Origin of the sequence: Arthrobacter sp. HMSC08H08, assembly GCF_001807575.1 — a bacterium.
GTDB classification, from domain to species: Bacteria; Actinomycetota; Actinomycetes; order Actinomycetales; family Micrococcaceae; genus Pseudoglutamicibacter; species Pseudoglutamicibacter albus.
In genome coordinates, this window is record NZ_KV789394.1 from 1 (window position 1) to 16,013 (window position 16,013).

13 protein-coding genes and 1 riboswitch are annotated in these 16,013 nt (G+C 64.2%); of the genes, 4 read left to right on the forward strand and 9 right to left on the reverse strand.

The annotated features are described in order from the left end of the window. Positions 1-116: 116 nt before the first annotated feature. From HMPREF3175_RS05845 to HMPREF3175_RS05860, 4 genes are all read right to left on the reverse strand, one after another. Complete coding sequence (locus tag HMPREF3175_RS05845; protein WP_035755878.1) at positions 117-587, reverse strand: MaoC family dehydratase; 471 nt, start codon at positions 585-587, stop codon at positions 117-119. 36 nt (positions 588-623) lie between these two features. Continuing rightward, positions 624-1,820 (reverse strand): acyl-CoA dehydrogenase family protein, encoded by a 1,197-nt coding sequence (locus HMPREF3175_RS05850; protein ID WP_070491208.1) that lies wholly within the window; start codon positions 1,818-1,820, stop codon positions 624-626. A gap of 1 nt (position 1,821) precedes the next feature. Next, positions 1,822-2,685, reverse strand: coding sequence for an amidohydrolase family protein (locus HMPREF3175_RS05855; RefSeq protein WP_052048422.1), 864 nt, complete (start codon positions 2,683-2,685; stop codon positions 1,822-1,824). Positions 2,686-2,843: 158 nt separating this feature from the next. Beyond that, positions 2,844-3,773, reverse strand: a complete 930-nt coding sequence (locus HMPREF3175_RS05860) for an SDR family NAD(P)-dependent oxidoreductase (protein WP_035755873.1) — start codon at positions 3,771-3,773, stop codon at positions 2,844-2,846. A 212-nt stretch (positions 3,774-3,985) separates the two neighbouring features. Here HMPREF3175_RS05860 and HMPREF3175_RS05865 point away from each other — a divergent pair, with 212 nt between their 5' ends. The 4 genes from HMPREF3175_RS05865 to HMPREF3175_RS05880 all read left to right on the forward strand — a co-directional run bounded on the left by HMPREF3175_RS05865 (position 3,986) and on the right by HMPREF3175_RS05880 (position 9,231). Next, positions 3,986-4,513, forward strand: a complete 528-nt coding sequence (locus HMPREF3175_RS05865) for a MarR family winged helix-turn-helix transcriptional regulator (protein WP_083289447.1) — start codon at positions 3,986-3,988, stop codon at positions 4,511-4,513. 172 nt (positions 4,514-4,685) lie between these two features. After that, positions 4,686-4,772: riboswitch (SAM riboswitch) on the forward strand. Between the two features lie 9 nt (positions 4,773-4,781). Further along, a complete protein-coding gene (locus tag HMPREF3175_RS10155) occupies positions 4,782-6,284 on the forward strand; it encodes an acyl-CoA dehydrogenase family protein (RefSeq protein WP_256276293.1) in 1,503 nt (500 codons plus the stop codon). Beyond that, on the forward strand, positions 6,274-7,707 hold the full coding sequence (locus HMPREF3175_RS05875; RefSeq protein WP_370977466.1) for an LLM class flavin-dependent oxidoreductase: 1,434 nt from the start codon (positions 6,274-6,276) through the stop codon (positions 7,705-7,707). The genes HMPREF3175_RS10155 and HMPREF3175_RS05875 overlap by 11 nt, the downstream gene beginning before the upstream one ends. A 156-nt stretch (positions 7,708-7,863) precedes the next feature. Continuing rightward, complete coding sequence (locus tag HMPREF3175_RS05880; RefSeq protein ID WP_083289448.1) at positions 7,864-9,231, forward strand: CynX/NimT family MFS transporter; 1,368 nt, start codon at positions 7,864-7,866, stop codon at positions 9,229-9,231. 49 nt (positions 9,232-9,280) lie between these two features. On the opposite strand, the gene HMPREF3175_RS05885 is transcribed toward HMPREF3175_RS05880, so the two are convergent. The 5 genes from HMPREF3175_RS05885 to HMPREF3175_RS05905 form a co-directional block, all read right to left on the reverse strand. Then, on the reverse strand, positions 9,281-9,643 hold the full coding sequence (locus HMPREF3175_RS05885; protein ID WP_070491210.1) for a hypothetical protein: 363 nt from the start codon (positions 9,641-9,643) through the stop codon (positions 9,281-9,283). An 84-nt stretch (positions 9,644-9,727) separates the two neighbouring features. Next, on the reverse strand, positions 9,728-10,321 hold the full coding sequence (locus tag HMPREF3175_RS05890; protein WP_070491212.1) for a DUF308 domain-containing protein: 594 nt from the start codon (positions 10,319-10,321) through the stop codon (positions 9,728-9,730). Between the two features lie 81 nt (positions 10,322-10,402). Then, positions 10,403-13,195: an ATP-dependent RNA helicase gene (locus tag HMPREF3175_RS05895; RefSeq protein WP_070491367.1), complete on the reverse strand. Its 2,793-nt coding sequence runs from the start codon at positions 13,193-13,195 to the stop codon at positions 10,403-10,405. 98 nt (positions 13,196-13,293) lie between these two features. Then, positions 13,294-14,391, reverse strand: coding sequence for a hypothetical protein (locus HMPREF3175_RS05900; protein ID WP_070491213.1), 1,098 nt, complete (start codon positions 14,389-14,391; stop codon positions 13,294-13,296). A gap of 219 nt (positions 14,392-14,610) precedes the next feature. Beyond that, on the reverse strand, positions 14,611-15,984 hold the full coding sequence (locus tag HMPREF3175_RS05905) for an MFS transporter (RefSeq protein WP_052048405.1): 1,374 nt from the start codon (positions 15,982-15,984) through the stop codon (positions 14,611-14,613). Between the last annotated feature and the right edge of the window lie 29 nt (positions 15,985-16,013).

Consider the following 16,013-nt stretch of genomic DNA (forward strand, 5'->3'; position numbering starts at 1 on the left):
TTCTCAGTCCAACTAAAGGGGAGCAGTTCAACGGGGAACGGGGCCTCTAAATATGCCGAAGGTAGGCCGCCACCTCGGCGGCCTACCTCAGGACACGATGTTGATCAGCGTAGAGATCAGCGGTAGAAGCGGGCCAGGAAGACGGCCACGACGGCCGGGCGCTCCTCGCCCTCGATCTCGAAGGTCGCCTCAACCACGAGGTGCAGGCCGTCGCCCTTAACCTCCTGGACGTCGGCGAGCTTCATGACTGCACGGACGCGGGAGCCGACCTTCACCGGGGAGGTGAAGCGGACCTTGTCCAGGCCGTAGTTGACCTTGGTCTTCACGTCGGAGACATCGAACAGCTCACCCCAGAACGGGATGATCAAGGACAGGGTGAGGAAGCCGTGGGCGATCGGGGCGCCGAAAGGGCCGTCCTTGGCGCGTTCTGGGTCCACGTGGATCCATTGGTGGTCGTCGGTGGCGTCGGCGAAGGTGTTCACCATGTCCTGGGTGATCTCACGCCACTCGGTGGCGCCCAGCTCGGTGCCTGCCATGGTCTTGACGGCGTCGAAGTCGACGACGGTGCGTGCGGTGGTCTCGGTCATGTTGCGGTCCTCTCAGGGAAGGGGTGAAAAGGGTGGTTAGACGAAGGCACTGACGCCGGTTACGGCGCGGCCCACGATCAGCGCGTTGATCTCGTGGGTGCCTTCGTATGAGTAGACGGCCTCGGCGTCCGCGTGGAAGCGGGCCACGTCGGTGTCCAGGGTGATGCCGTTGCCGCCGCAGACCTCGCGGGCTAGGGCCACGGTCTCGCGTAGACGTAGGGAGGTCATCATCTTGGCTAGGGCGGAGTTCTCGTCCTTGTAGATCCCCTGCTCCTCCTGTTCCGTGAGCTGGACCATCAGCCCCAGGGAGGAGGTCAGGTTGCCGAGCATGATGGCCAGCTTCTCCTGGATGAGCTGGAATCCGGCCAGCGGACGGCCGAACTGCTGCCGTTCGCGGACGTAACGCAGCGCGGCCTCATAGGCGCCCGCGGTCGCACCCACGGCCATCCAGGCCACGTCCGAGCGCATGGCCCGCAAGCAACGGGCCACGTCCTTGAATGAGTTGATCCCTTCGAGCCGGGCCGAGGCGGGCACCCGCACCCCGCGGTACTCGATGTGGGCGTTCTGCATGATGCGCAGGGATGCCTTGTTCGGGATGATCGACATGCTCACCCCATCGGCGTCCCGCGGAACCAGGAAGCACTTGACCTGGCCGTCGGCGGTGTCGCGGGCGAAGGTCGCGACGACGTCCGAGATGGTCGCGCCTCCGATCCAGCGCTTTGCGCCGTCGATCACCCAGGTGTCCGTCTCCGGGTCATGAGTGGCGGTGGTGGCCAGTCCGCCGGCCACATCGGAGCCGTGGTCCGGCTCGGTCAGCCCGAACACGCCGGTCAGCGAGTAGTCGATGATCTTCGCATCCAGCTCCCGCGCCTGCTGTTCCCCGCCGCCCAGGGTGCATGCCGTGCGGAACAGGCCTGCATGCGCGTTATATAGAGTGCCGACGTTGATGTCGCAGCGGGCCAGCTCGAAGTTGCGGAACCCGGTGAGGATCCTACGGATGGGCTCTCCGGCTTCTTTGAGGGCTGGCGGGTCCATCAGCGGCAGGGCGCGGACGGCGTCCACCAGCTCTTGGGGAAGCTCTGCGGCGTCCCAGGCTGGGTTGACCAGCGGTTTCACCGTGCTCTCGAGCCGTTCCCTGAGGTCCAGGATGACGGCGCGCTCGGCCTCGGTCAGCCGCTCGGCGTAGCCGTAGAAGTCGGATGGGATGATGCTTCCGGTCACTGGTTCAGCCATCTCAGTCTCCCTTCGTCTCGGTCGTGGACTCACGGTCCAGGCCCAGCAGGCGCACCGCGTTGTCCTTGAGGATCCACGGCCGGACCTCGTCCTTGAGCGGAAGCTCCGCGAAGGCGGCCAGCCACTTGTCCGGGGTGATCAGCGGGAAGTCGGTTCCGAAGAGCACCTTGCGAGCCAGCACGTTGTTCGACTGGCGGACCAGGGACTCCGGGAAGTACTTCGGGGACCAGCCGGAGAGGTCGATGTGCACGTTGGCTTTGTGGGTCGCGATCGAGTTCGCCTCGTCCTGCCAGGGCACCGATGGGTGGGCCATGATGATCTGCAGGTCCGGGAAGTCGGCGGCGACGTCGTCCAGCAGCAGCGGGTTGGAGTACTTCAGTTTGATGCCGCGCCCGCCGGGCAGGCCGGCGCCCATACCGTTCTGTCCGGTGTGGGAAACGATCGGCAGCCCCAGCTCCTGGAGCCGCTCCCAGAGCGGGTAGTACTCGCGGTCCGAGGGGTCGAACCCCTGCACGGACGGGTGGAATTTGAAGCCGCGCACTCCGAGCTGCTCGGCCTGGCGGGTGGCCTCGGCCAACGCGTCCGCCCCGGTGCGGGGATCCACGGAGCCGAATGGGATGAGGACGTCGTTGTTCCGGGCGCAGCCGGCCACGAGGTCATCGATGGAGTTCGGCTTGTGGCCGAACTGGGTGCGCGCGTCCACGGTGAAGACGACGGCGGCCATCCGGCGCTGCCGGTAGGTCTCCGCGATGGTGTCCACGCTCGGGGTCCGTTCCGCGGACTTGAAGTACTTCGCGGAGGCTTCGAAGAAGTCTTCCGGCAGCGCTTTGTGGCCGCACGAGTCCACTTCGAGGTGGACGTGCATGTCCACGGCCTCGATGGCCGAGGCGTCCACGCCCAGCTCGTAGCGGACTGGGGCGGGGCCGGGAGCAGAGGTTGAGGCGGGGGCAGGGGCGCCGCTGTCGTTCCCGTGGGCTGGCCCCTGCGGAGCCGTGTCCTGGGTTCCGGTCATGGTGCTTGTCCTTAGTTCTTCTGTTCAGGCTCGAGCTCAGCAGGCAGCGGAGGCATCTTCTCGCCGACTTCCTGGAGGTTGCCCCTGACCAGCTCGGCGCCTTGGGTCTGCATGGTGGCGTAGTCCCAGCCGCCCTCGTGGTACTCGGTGGCCACTGGCTCTGGGTGGGACCAGACCTGCAGGCGATCGCCACCAACTCCGATGGCCTGGCCGGTGATGCCGTCGACCTCCGGGGAGGAAAGGAAAGCGATCAGGCCGGCGACGTCGTCGGCGGTTCCGAAGCCGAGGTCATGGCGGAAGAAGGACGGCATGGCCTCGCCGCGCTCGTCCGCCTCGACGGCCTTCTGGAAGTAAGGGACGGTCTTGGTCATGGCGGTGGCCGCCACTGGGATGACGGCGTTGACCATCACTCCGGCGCGCTTCATCTCCAGGGCCCACGTGCGGACCATGCCGACGATGCCCGCCTTGGCTGCGGCGTAGTTGGTCTGGCCGAAGTTGCCTCGCTGACCGGTCGGCGATCCGATGCAGACGATGCGCCCGGCCACGCCGTTCTCCTTGAAGTATGCGTAAGCGGCACGGACGCAAGTGAAGGTGCCCTTGAGGTGGACGCCGATAACGAGATCGAAGTCCTCGTCAGTCATCTTCAGCAAGGACTTATCCCGCAGGATGCCGGCGTTGTTCACCAGAATGTCTAGGCCACCGAAGGTGTCCACGGCGGTCTTGACCAGCTGGTCGGCGGCCTCGCTGGTGCCGACAGGGACCACTGCGGCGACGGCCTTGCCGCCGGCTTCGGTGATGGAGGCGACAGCGGCGTCCGCGGTCTCCTGGTTGACGTCGTTGATGACCACGGAGGCTCCCTGGCGGGCGAGCTCCTGGGCGTAGGCGAGGCCCAGGCCTGCGCCCGAGCCGGTGACGATGGCTACCTTGCCGTCGAGGGACATGGGATTCTCCTTCGGTGGTGACGTGCTAGATGTCGGTTCTGTCCTAATGTGGCGTTCACCACACAAGAACCATGACAGTACATATAATTGAGAATGTCAATTATTTTTCGAGGCTTGCATTTCGAGTACGATCCTCTGCAGGGGACAAGCCTCTATATGGGCAAGATCAGCCGGATCACTCCCTCGAGTACACGGACCAAGGAAGCAAGCACATGACGACTACAAAGGACACCTCCGGAGCCACAAATAGCCCGACTGAGGCCGCCCAGCGCTTCCCCGCCCCCTCCACAGCGCTTGCGGCCGAGCGCATGGCGGAGTTCACGTCGTCAGAGCTCGCCGGCCAGGTCCAGTTCCTGGCGGCCCGGCTGCGCAGCATCGGCCACAGCCACGCCAACCGCGTCCTGCAGGAGGAGATGGGATTGAAGGTCCGCCAGTACTCCGTGCTGGCCCTGGCCGCCGCGGACGTGAACCCGTCCCAGCGCGAACTCGGCGACTTCCTGAGCCTGGACCCAAGCCAGATAGTGAACCTGGTGGACTTCCTGGAGAAGCGGGGATGGGTCGAGCGCCAGGTGGATCCGCGTGACCGTCGTTCCCGGATCGTCATCGCCACACCGCAGGGGCAGGATGCCTACCGGAGGGCACGCGCGCTGACCATGGCCTCCGACGACGTGGTGCTCGCCGCGCTCACCTCCGACGAGCGGCAGGAACTGAGCCGGCTGCTGGAGAAAGTCGCGTTCTGAACTCTGGTCTCTGAACCCCGCCTGCTGACCCCCGCTAGACCTCACGAAGCGCCCCGCGGGGCCTGCTTAGATGCAGGCGCCGCGGGGGCGCTTCTTGTTGACGTTTTGTGACGCGCGTCGCCTGGCGGGCAGTTGACACAGCTCGAGGCCGGGCTATAGAAATGATGCTTGTAACCCATCCAGAGCGACTGAGAGACCTGGCTCGTTGACGTCGCAGCAACCGGTTTATGCACGGTGCTCCCGCCAGGAACGATGGAAAGGAATAACTGTGTCATCGTTGTCCACGCACACCCCTGTCCACCCTGCAGCTGGCGCTGAGATCGCCGCCGATGCGGAAGCCAGCACCGACGCCGGCAACGCCAGCACCGCGGTTTCCTCGGCTGACCTGAGCTTCGCTGAAGGGCTGCGTTACGTCACCACCCAAGATGCTCCGGTCACCCCGTGGGAGGCCGGCCACACGCCAAGCCTGGCAGAGCTGCGTGAGCATTTCGGGCCGATCTTTGACCGCATCGCGAGTGGGGCTTCTGAGCGGGAGGCGCATCGTGTTCTGCCGTTCGTTGAGATCGCAGAACTCAACCGGGCCGGATTCACCGTGCTTCGCGTTCCTACCGAGTACGGCGGCCCGGGCGTGAGCTTCACCGACTGGGTGCAGCTGCTGATCGATCTGGCGGCGGCTGACCCGAACATCGCGCATCAATACCGTTCCCACGCGGGTTTCGTGGAGACGCTGCGGTACCAGGATGAGCAGACCCGCCAGTATTGGTATGCGAAGGTTCTTGCCGGCGATGTTGTGGGTAACGCGTCCACGGAGATCGGCGGGAATGCGTTGAATACGCTCAACACCACGTTGGCTGTGCAGGCGGACGGCACTGGGGTGCTCAATGGCGCTAAGTACTACTGCACTGGCACCGCGTACGCGACGCATACCCGGGTTTCGGCCACGCTGCTTGATGCGGACGGCACGCCGACCGAGGGTCGACAGTTCGCTGTCGTTTCCACGCGCGCCCCGGGTGTTGAGCTTGAGGACGACTGGAATGGTTTCGGACAGAGCCTCACCGGTACCGGAACCACGCGTTTCACCGATGTGAAGGTTGCGCCCGAGCACATTTTGAACCGCGTGCCTGGCAGCGCTGAGGCGCAGTTTGAGGCGCCGCTGTTCCAGCTTGTCTTGCTCGCTGTATTGGCCGGTATTGCTCGCAACGTTGTGGACGATGCGGCGGCTGGCGTGCGGCGGCGGACCCGCTCCTTCAATACCGGCTTAGGTGTTCCGCACTCTGAGGACCCGCAGATTCTGGGGGTTGTGGGCCGGCTTTCGGCGCAGGCTTTCGTAGTGGAGTCGGCGGTGGTTGAGGCTGCGCGGCGGCTTGAAGCCGCCGAGGGCGTGCTTTCGCTCGAAGGCGAGGACGCTGGCACCGGCGATGGCAACGGTGACGCCGATACTGGCGCCGCCGCTACTGGCAACACTGACGCTGGCACCGGCGCCGCTACTGACACAGCGCAGCGTCTGCTGACTGAAGCGGAGCTTGCTGTTGAGCGCGCGCACGTGACTGTGCCCGGCATCGTGACCAGTATTTGCTCTGACCTGTTCCTCACGGGTGGCGCATCGAACACGTCGCGGGAGAAGAACCTGGACCGGCACTGGCGCAATGCGCAGACGGTCGCGACGCATAACCCGATTGTGTTCCGTGAGCGGATCATCGGCGACTACCTGGTCAACGGCACCGTCCCGGAGGGTCTCAACGCGATCGGTGAGGTGCGCCGTGCTTCTTAACGCGTTTGAGATGGCCACGCCGGTGCATCAGTCCCCTGGTTTGTGGCGGCATCCGGAATCCCGGGCAGCGGATTTTGACCAGTTGAGCTACTGGACCGGCCTGGCGCAAACCTTGGACAAAGGCGGTTTCACGGCCCTCTTCCTGGCCGATGTGCTGGGGACCTATGACGTGTACGGCGGCAGCGACGCGGTCTCGCATGAGCGCGGCGTTCAAGTTCCGTTGCTGGATCCTTTCGCTGCGGTGTCTGCGATGGCTGCGGTCACCCGTAGGCTCGGTTTCGGGTTGACGGCGTCGTGCACGTATGAGGACCCGTTCCTCTTGGCGCGCCGGTTCGCGAGCCTGGATCACCTCACGGGTGGCCGGGTTGGCTGGAACATTGTGACGTCGTATCAGGATTCCGCGGCCCGCAACCTCGGTTTGGAGCGGCAACTGCCCCACGATGAGCGTTATGACCGCGCGGACGAGTACATGGACGTCATGTACAAGCTGTTCGAGGGCAGTTTCGCTCCGGGTTCGGTGCTCAAGGACGCCGATGCGGGTGTTTTCGTGGACCCGGCGGGTGTCCGGAAGGCTGAGCACAAGGGCGAGTATTTCTCTGTCGATGGGGCGTCACTGACGCATCCGGGACCGCAACGCACCCCGTTCTTGTTCCAGGCGGGCGCCTCGGCACGGGGCTTGCGTTTTGGAGCCGAGAACGCTGAGGCCGTGTTCATGATCGGTTCTGAGCCGAGCGTTGTGCGCGGCTATATTGAGCGCTTGCACGAGGCGCTTGAGGTCGCGGGCCGGCCCGCCGATGCGGTGCGCACCTTCGCGATGGTCACCGTCGTGACGGGCGCGGACGACGAGGAGGCGCAGCGCCGCTTCGAGTCCTATCAGCAGTACGTGGACGTCGAGGGGGCTCTGGCACTGTTCGCGGGCTGGACCGGCGTTGACTTGGCCGGCCTGGATCCCGATGCACCGCTGGCCGAGGTTGAGACGGACGCGAATCAGTCCGCACTGCGCTCGGTCACCTCCGGCGACACGTCGCGGGAGTGGACCGTGCGGGACATTGCCGCGTTCGTGACGTTGGGTGGCCGTGGCCCCGTGATTGTGGGTGGCCCCGAGAGCGTTGCAGATCAGTTGGAGGCGTGGCAGGCGGCTTCCGGCGTGGATGGCTTCAATGTGTGTAGTGGTGTGCGGCCGGCTGATCTTGAACGTTTCGTTGAATACGTGAGCCCCGTGCTGAGGCGCCGCGGCCTGCTGGCCGAGCCGGGCCTGTTGGCTGATGCCGGCGCTGAAGGCGCCGACGCCGATACCACCGACGATGCGGCGGCAACTGATGCCGTGACGTTGCGTGCCGCGGTGACGGGGCAGGATTGGTTGCCTGAAACACATCGTGGTTCCCGCTTCCGCACTGGCGCTTTGGTGGAAGCTGGCAGCTAAGGGCTTCCCTACCGGCCGCGCATAGCCGGCGGGCGGGTTCCGTGGGATGCCCCACGGAGCCTGCTGCCGCATCGTAATTCTGCAGCCGCGGATTGTGATGACGTGTTGTGACGGTTGCCGGCTTGCGCGGCGCGGAAAGGGCGATAACGTTACGGAATGAGCAACTCGATGCGGGATAGTGCTGCTGGTGAGACTCAGGCCCCTGAGACACCGGGCGTTGCGGCGAGGGCTGTGAGCCCGGCTTTGGCGATCGCAGGTATCTTGTTGATCGCCACGAATCTGCGGATGCCGATGACGAGCGCGAGCCCGCTGTTGCCCCGCATTAAGGAAGACGTGGGGCTTTCGGCGGCGTCGGCGTCGTTTTTGATTTCGTTGCCGCTGCTGTGTTTTGCGGTGTTTTCGCCGATCGTGCCGCGGATCGCGGCGCGTATCGGGTTGGCGCACTCTTTGTTCGGCGCTTTGATTGCGGTCAACGTGGGGATCGTTTTGCGTTCCTGGGTTGGCTCGTTCGGTTTGTGGACCGGCACCGTGTTGATTGGTGTTGGGATCGCGATCATGAACGTGTTGTTGCCGGCGTTGATTAAGCGTGATTTCCCGGATCATGCGGGCACATTGACGGGTGTGTATTCGGCGTTTCAGTCGCTCATGGCCGCGCTTGCGGCGGCGGTCGCTGTCCCGATCGCTGGGTTGCCGGGTTGGGGTTGGCAGGGCGCTCTCGGTTTGACGTTGGGCGCCGGTTTGATTGGTATGGCGGTGTTCGCTCCGCAGGTTCGTGCCGACCATGTGATGCGGCGAACAAAGATCCTGGACCGCCAAGCAGCTGACGCCGCGGCCGCTGGCGAAATGTCCGGCGCTGAAGCCCCCGATGCGGTGGCCTCCCCCGCTACCCCGGCGTCCGCATCGTCCCCCGCCCCTGCACCTGCGTCCGAGACAGCGCCGCCGGCGCGTCCGCGGAGTTTGTTGCGTTCCCCGTTGGCGTGGGTGATTACGGCGTTTATGGGTTTTCAGTCGACGCTGTTTTATTCGATTTTGGCGTGGTGGCCGGCTATTGAGATGTCGTCGGGGATTTCTGAGGAGAGCGCCGGTTTCCATATTGCGGTGATTCAGGCGTCCGGTATTGTGGGTTCGCTTGTTGCGGGCTGGTTGATGAGGCGCGACGTGGTGGGGCCTACTGTTGGTGTGGCGGTTTCCACGGTGATTGTGGTGCTTGCGGGGACCATGCTGGCTCCACAGTTGGCGTTGCTGTGGGCGCTGTTGATAGGTACTGCCCAGGGCGGGTTGTTCACCGTCGCGTTGACGTTGTTTGGGGCGCGGGCGCGTACGCCGATGTCAGCTGCACGGCTCTCGGGTATGGCGCAGACGTTCGGTTATGTGATTGCGGCGTCTGTTCCGCCGGTTTTGGGTGTGGTGCGTGAAGCAACGGGTTCGTGGACGGCCTCGTTGTGGATCATGCTGGGTATTGCGGTGATCACGTTGGTTGCGGGGCTGGTTTCAGCTAAGCCGCGCTACGTTGAGGAGTATTAGCCGCGGTTTTGGGGACCGTGGTCGCGGGCCACGGTGCGCTGCGGAGAAATTAGCCTCGTTTTTCGCGGTTTTCGCGGGCGCGTTGTGCGCGTTCGCGTGCTTCGATGGCGTCGAGTTCGGCGTCAGTGAGTTCGGATGAACGGTTGACGCCGGAGCCTTTGCCGAGGTCGTCCGGGTTTTCTTTGGCGACCATCATGAGCAGGGAGATCACCAGCAGGCCCGCGACGAACGCGATGAGGAAGAACGTTGCACCGATCTGAAGGTTGAGGCCGTTGCGGGTTCCGCCTGCACCGGCGAATGCGGAGATGACGCCGGCGACGATACCGAAGGTCAGCGACAGCGCGAGTGCAGGTTTGACGCTTTGCTTCCAGCCGGACTGCTTCGAGCCAGACGTGGATGGCTTGTTGGCCACGGATTCTCCTTTACGCGGGTTTCGTGCGAGGTCTGTGTACAGGTTTGTGTTCGGTGCGCTCTGGTGTTGTTGTGTGTTTTCAGTCTAGTTGCCGCGGCGTTGGTCTTGCATGTACCCGACTGCGGAGATCAGCAGGTGCACTGCGATGAGCGCGGTGATCATGGAGGCCATACCGAAGACGCCGTGGGCGTCGCTGGTGGTCATGAACACCATGATGATGCCGCCGATAACTCCGAGGCCACCGGAGATGGTGGTGTCTTTGCTTGGGCGACCGGTTTCGCGGGTTGTGAGCCCGCCGTAGAGTTCTGATGCTCCGCCGATGGTGTAGCCGAACGCTACGGCGAGTGCCATGCCGGTGGCGTCGCGCATGATGATCGCGAGGACGCCGGCGATGGCCCACGCGAGGACCGCGGAGGTGACGGCGGTGCGGTAGCTGGGTGCCAGGGAGAGCCGCATGATGGGCCAGTAGAAGAGTGCACTGGCGAGGAAGAGGACGGCGAAGGCTGCGCTGATGGCGCCGACGGTTGGGGTGGTGTTGAAGAAGACGCCGACGAGTGCGAAGAGCGCGCTGACGATGCCGCGGTAGAGCATCGGTTTGGCGAGGACTCGTTTATAGTCCTCCGTGGTTGCTTCTGTGCGGGTGTTGCTGGCACCGCTGTTGCTGGCGCTGTCCACCATGTGGTTTGTTCCCCTTGTTTTTCGGGTGTGTGGGTGCGGGTGGGCACCAACTTTCAAGTTTATCTGATGCCGATTGTGTGCTTATTTCTGGCGGAGTTTGCGGTTGGTGAGGTGGGTCGGTTGGGCTGTGAGTGGGTCTTCCGGCCAGGGGTGTTTGGGATATCGGCCGCGCATTTCCGCTCGGACGTCGGCGTATGGGCCGGTAAAGAAGGAGTGCAGGTCCGAGGTAACCGCGAGAGGCCTGCCTGCCGGTGAGAGCAGGTGGAAGAGGACGGGCGCGCGGCCGTCTGCAAGGCGTGGTGTTTCAGTCCAGCCGAAGGTTTCTTGGAGCTTCGCGGCGACCACCGGTTGTGGAGGCTCTGCCTGCCTCTGCGCCGTGCTGGTCTCTTCTGCGCTGCTCTCTTCTGTGCTGGCCCCGTCCCCGCTTGCTTCATCCTTCTTGCCTCTCTGTTCGCCACCCCTCGGTTCGCCGCCGTTACTGCCAGTATCTTCGATCCCGTATTCGGTGGCGTCCGGGTACTTGATTGCGGCGGTGTTCCCGGAAGGGAGGGGCATCCGGGCGGGCGCGAGTTCGTCGAGGTTCGCGGCTTCTGGCCATGGGAGGAGCCGGCGGAGTGGTTCGGTGAGGTCGATGTTGTTGAGGCTTGCGCCGTGTGCGACGTCGTTGAGTTCTGGGCCGAGCCATTCAGTGACGGTCGCGGCTAGGTGGTGTTCGTCCATCGCTGGCCATGGGTCGCCGATGTGGTGGTGGAGGAACGCGAGCCTGTTGCGTAACGCAGTGGCGGTGCTGTTGAAGGTGAGCGCGTTGAGGCCCTGGGTTGCGAGGTGTTCAGCGAGCGCTTCCGCTGCTTGGGTGGGATTGGGTTTGGTGGGGGTTGCGCGTAGTTCGATCACGCCGATCGCTTCGTTGTTGCGTGCGCTGATGGTGCCTTTGGGTGTGATGGTGATGCGGGTTGTGGTTCCGGCGAGGTTCCCGGCGGCGTCGGTGGCTTCGTCGAGGGTGAGGGGTGCGGCTGCACGGATGATGGCGCCGGTTCCGGCGGCGGCGTTCCCGTGTGCTCGGGTGACGTCGGCGATCGCGAGCCATTCGGGGCGTCCGAGCGTGGCGTCCGGTGGAAGTGCGGCACGGGTGCCGGAGGCGAGGAGGTAGATCCCCTCCCCCATGTGTTTCGCGATCCGGTCAGGCCAGGCCGTGGCTGTGACGATGCCGGCAAGTTCGGCTGCGTTGGTGTGGGCCGCCGCGTGTTTGTGTGCGAGCCGGGTGAGGCGTTGTGTTTCGCGTTGGGTTGGGCGGTGGGGGTTGCGTTGCTGGTGGCGGATCGCGTCGGGGAGGTTGGCTCCGGGGATGCGTTGTTCGCCGGTGGCTACGGCGATCACTGTCGCGACCTCCTCCGCCCCGTAACGCGCCGCGTTGTGTGTGAGTGCGTGTGCCCATCGTGGGTTGAGTGGGATCGCGGAGAGGGTTCGGCCGTGGTCGGTGATGCGTCCTGTGTTGTCGATCGCGTTGAGGGCGGGGAGTGTTTTTTCGGCGTCGTTGAGGGCGGCGGCGGGTGGCGGGTTGATCCAGCGGAGGTTGTGGCCGCGGGGTGCTCCCCATGCGGCGAGGGTGAGGGCGGTTTCGGTGAGGTCTGCGGTGGTGATTTCGGGGGTGATGTGTGCGGGTGCGGCGGCGTGGGTGCGTTCGCTGTAGCAGCGGATTGCGGTTCCGGGGCCGAGGCGGGCGGCGCGGCCTGCGCGTTGTTCGGCGCTGGCTTGGGAGGCGGATACGGTGACGAGTCCACTCATTCCGCGGGTTGCGTCGCGGCGTGGTTCGCGGGTGAGGCCGGAGTCGATCACGAGGTGTACGCCGGGGACGGTGAGTGATGATTCGGCGAGTGTTGTGGAGACGATGATGCGTGGTTTCCCGCCGGGTTCACGTCCGCGGATGGCGTGGTCTTGTTGTTGGGCTGGTAGTTGCCCGTGGAGTGGGAGCACGTCGATGTCTGTTGTGGCGGCGCGGAGTTGTTGGGTGATGTGGTCGACTTCGCGGGCGCCGGGTGCGAACACGAGCGCATCGGTGTCTGGGTTGGTGGTGAGCGCTTCGCGGTGGGTAGCGAGCGCGGTGGTTGCGACGTGGTTGAGGAAGCTGGTTTCGACGCCGTGCGGCCCGATCCGGTCTCCCGCGTGTGGGGTGTACGTGATGGTGAGTGGGTGGAGTGCGGTCGCGGAGCTGATGTGCGGGACGGGTTCCACGCTTTCAAGACCAGTTCCCATCCCATCGTTTTCTGTGCCGTCGCTTGCGAGGAGGCGGGCGAAGGTTGGGGCGTCGACTGTTGCGGACATCGCGATGATGGTGAGGTCGTCGCGGACTTGTTGGGTTTCGCCGGTGAGGGCGAGGAGGAGGTCGGTTTCGAGGTGGCGTTCGTGGACTTCGTCGAGGATGATCGCGGCGGTGCCGTCCGCCATAGGGTCTGCGAGGAGCCGGCGGACGAGGATTCCGGGGGTCACGAATTCGATGATGGTGTTGGCGCTGGTGTGGGAGTCGCCGCGGACGGTGTAGCCGATGTGGTCGCCGAGTTTAGTTCCGGTGAGTTGGGTGAGGCGGTGGGCAGCGGCGCGGGCGGCTACGCGGCGTGGTTGGGTCACGATGATCCGGCCAGGCGGCGTGCCGGCGCCTGCGGTGTCGCCGGCGCTTATACGGGCGAGGTGGTTCGCGACGGCGGGTGGTACGAGTGTGGTTTTGCCGGTTCCGGGTGGGGCTTGAACGACGGCGGCGCGGTGGGTTGTGAGGGCGGCGTCGAGTTCGGGGAGGGAGTCCGCGAAGACGAGCCCTTCCCCGATCACATCCAGGTCAAACAAGGGATGCACGTTTGAGCTGTTCCCGGTAGAAGCCATGCATCCATTGTGAAGGAGGGGTCTGACAGTTTGGTCCACCGCAGCACCCGCTTCCACCGCATCGGCATTTTCAACCGCAGCACGGCGCCCACCCGGCGTCACGCTCGTTCCCAGTTCTCGCCGGTGTCGTGTTCTTTGAGAACCCACCCGACAGGGCTGCCGATGTGGTTGATGCGTGGCGTGAACCAGTAGGTTGTGTCGGGTCCCCAGCCGGCGATGACACTCGCCGTGTCCGCATCGGCTGGGATCGCGGTGCCCGCGGCGGCGAGGTAGGTGGCGACGGGAAGGTGGACCGCATCGTAGTGTTGGGCGATTTCGGCCCAGTCCGGGGTGACCCATTTACCGTTGCGTCCGGTGGTGCGGTACCAGTCGTGGCGTTTCTGTGCGGTCTGGTTGAGCGGGAAGCAGCGGCATAGTTCGGCCCAGGCTTCTGCGGAGTCGATCTCATAGATCTGCAACCCTTCCGGGATGTTGAGACGCAGAGTTTCAGCGGTTTCCCACCCCATGCTGTCTTCGACGAGCCACAGCCCAGCGGGGGTTGTGGCGAAGAGTTCCCGGGTCGATGCGGGGACGCCGCGGGGTGTGGACCACCATTCGCCGCTCCAGGATGCAGTCGGGTTGGTGGGGCGTTCGCGGGCGGCGAGGCGTTCCTCTTTAACGGCGTGCGCACGCGCTGCTTTCAGCACGATGAGCGGGTCAGGTGGGATGGTACCGGGTTCGTTGTCCCATTGGACGGTCCACTGCGTGGATTCGTCGATGGTGGTGTTCCACCAGGCGGTGTGTTCCGATGCGGTGAGGTGCTCGGCGACGCGACGCAGCCCGTCACGCATGGCTTTGGTTGCGGCGAGGACGTCGGTGCCGTCGGGTTCTTGCCAGTATGTTGCTGTTTCTACTGTGTTGACGAGACATGTCAGTAGGAGCCGCGGGGTCACGTCGGCGAGGGGGACGGTTTCAAGCCGCTCGGCGACGTGCGCGGGGGTGATGGCCGGGATTTTCGGTTTGGAGTCGCCGGGGCCGACGACGCGGAGCGCGCCTGTTCCGTTGCGCGGCTCGAGGCGGTAGGACGCGAAAAACTCGAGCTCGGCAAGGGAGCCGTCGACTTCGTCCAGCCCTGCGATCCGTTCCGATTCGAGGGCATACTCGAGCAGCAAGCGCCGCCCGCGTGGGCCCTGCAGCAGCGAGCTAGGCAGCGTCATGCACGCACTCCCTCCTGGAAAAGGAAAGGCCCCGGTCATTTGTGCATTACCCACAACGGGAAAGAGGCCTGACCGGGGATCTATGAGGATCAATCTATAACACCGTCATACCTGTGGCAACGTTGCCGACGGCTGGGGCGCGAACCGCTCAAACGGTCCGCGCCCCATCGTTTATGTAGTTATGTACTGAGTTCCGCGCTGGTTAGTTCAACGGGATGATCAATCTTTGCTGAATCGCCAGACACCCTTTTCTTGTTCGGCTTCGTTGGCCACGGACAGGTCGATTCCTGGACGGTCCTTGACCAAGCTAACCGCGACCAAAGAAATGAGTGCCATAAGCAGCAGGTAGATGGATACCGATGCGGTAGTTCCGGTCGCTTCCAGCAGCGCCTGTGCGATCGTTGGGGCGAATGCGCCGCCGAGAACCGCGCCGAGAGCGTAGGAGATGGCAACGCCGCTGAATCGAATCGATGCTGGGAACATCTCCACATAGAGCGCGGCCTGCGGCCCGTAGGTGAGGCCCAACCCGAGGGAGAAGATGCTCAGTGCGAGATAGAGCGCGCCCAGATTGCCGGTATCGATGAGCCAGAACAGAGGGAAGGCCGTGAGAATCAGGAGGATGAACCCGATAACGTAGGTTCGCACTCGGCCGATGACATCCGCGAGGGTACCAGCAATAGCTGTAGTAACGAGCCACACAAATGAGCCGAAGGTGATTGCCAGGAGCACGTCCGTGCGGTCAAGGCCCACTGGGTCCGTTGCATACTTGGTGACGAAGCCGCCGGTGGTCATGTAGCCGCTCGCGTTGTTGCCTGCAAAGATCAGCGCTGCGACAAGCACCAGCGGGAAGTGTTTCTTGAACAGCACCGCAATCGGTGCTTTCTGCTTAGCCGCTTCTTTAGTCATCTCCTGATATACCGGGGTGTCCTCGACTGCGCGGCGCACCCAGTAGCCAATGCCGATCAACACAATCGAGAGCAGGAATGGGACACGCCAGCCCCACTCGAGGAACGCATCCCCTGGGGAAATCCAGCCGGTCATCAGCGCAACCACGGCGGATGAAAGCAACATACCGAGCGGCACACCCAGCTGTGGCCAGGACCCTGCCCGTCCGCGTCGGTCATCATTCGCGTGTTCCACCGCGAGCAGCGCGGCGCCGCCCCACTCACCACCAGCGGAAAGCCCTTGGATGATGCGCAGAAAGATCAGCAACAGCGGAGCTGCCACGCCAATGGATTCATACGTTGGCACCAGGCCGATGAGCGCTGTTGCCACGCCCATCGTGATGAGCGTGACCACGAGGACGACGCGGCGACCGTACCGGTCACCGTAGTGTCCCGCTAGGAACGCGCCCAGTGGGCGGAAGAGGAATGAGATTCCGATGGTCGCGAACGAGAGCATCTGCGCAACAGCTGGTCCCGCTGGGGCGAAGTAGAGCTGAGCGAAAACCAGAGCCGCCGCCGCGGAATACGTAAAGTAGTCGTACCATTCGATGGTCGTACCGACGATGGTTGCGAAAGCTACCCGCCGTTGATTTGTTTTGCGGTCCATCGAACCTGTTGGCGGTTTCGCATTAGATACTTGTGTAGACATGTGGTCTCCTTGACCCTGAACTTTCCCGA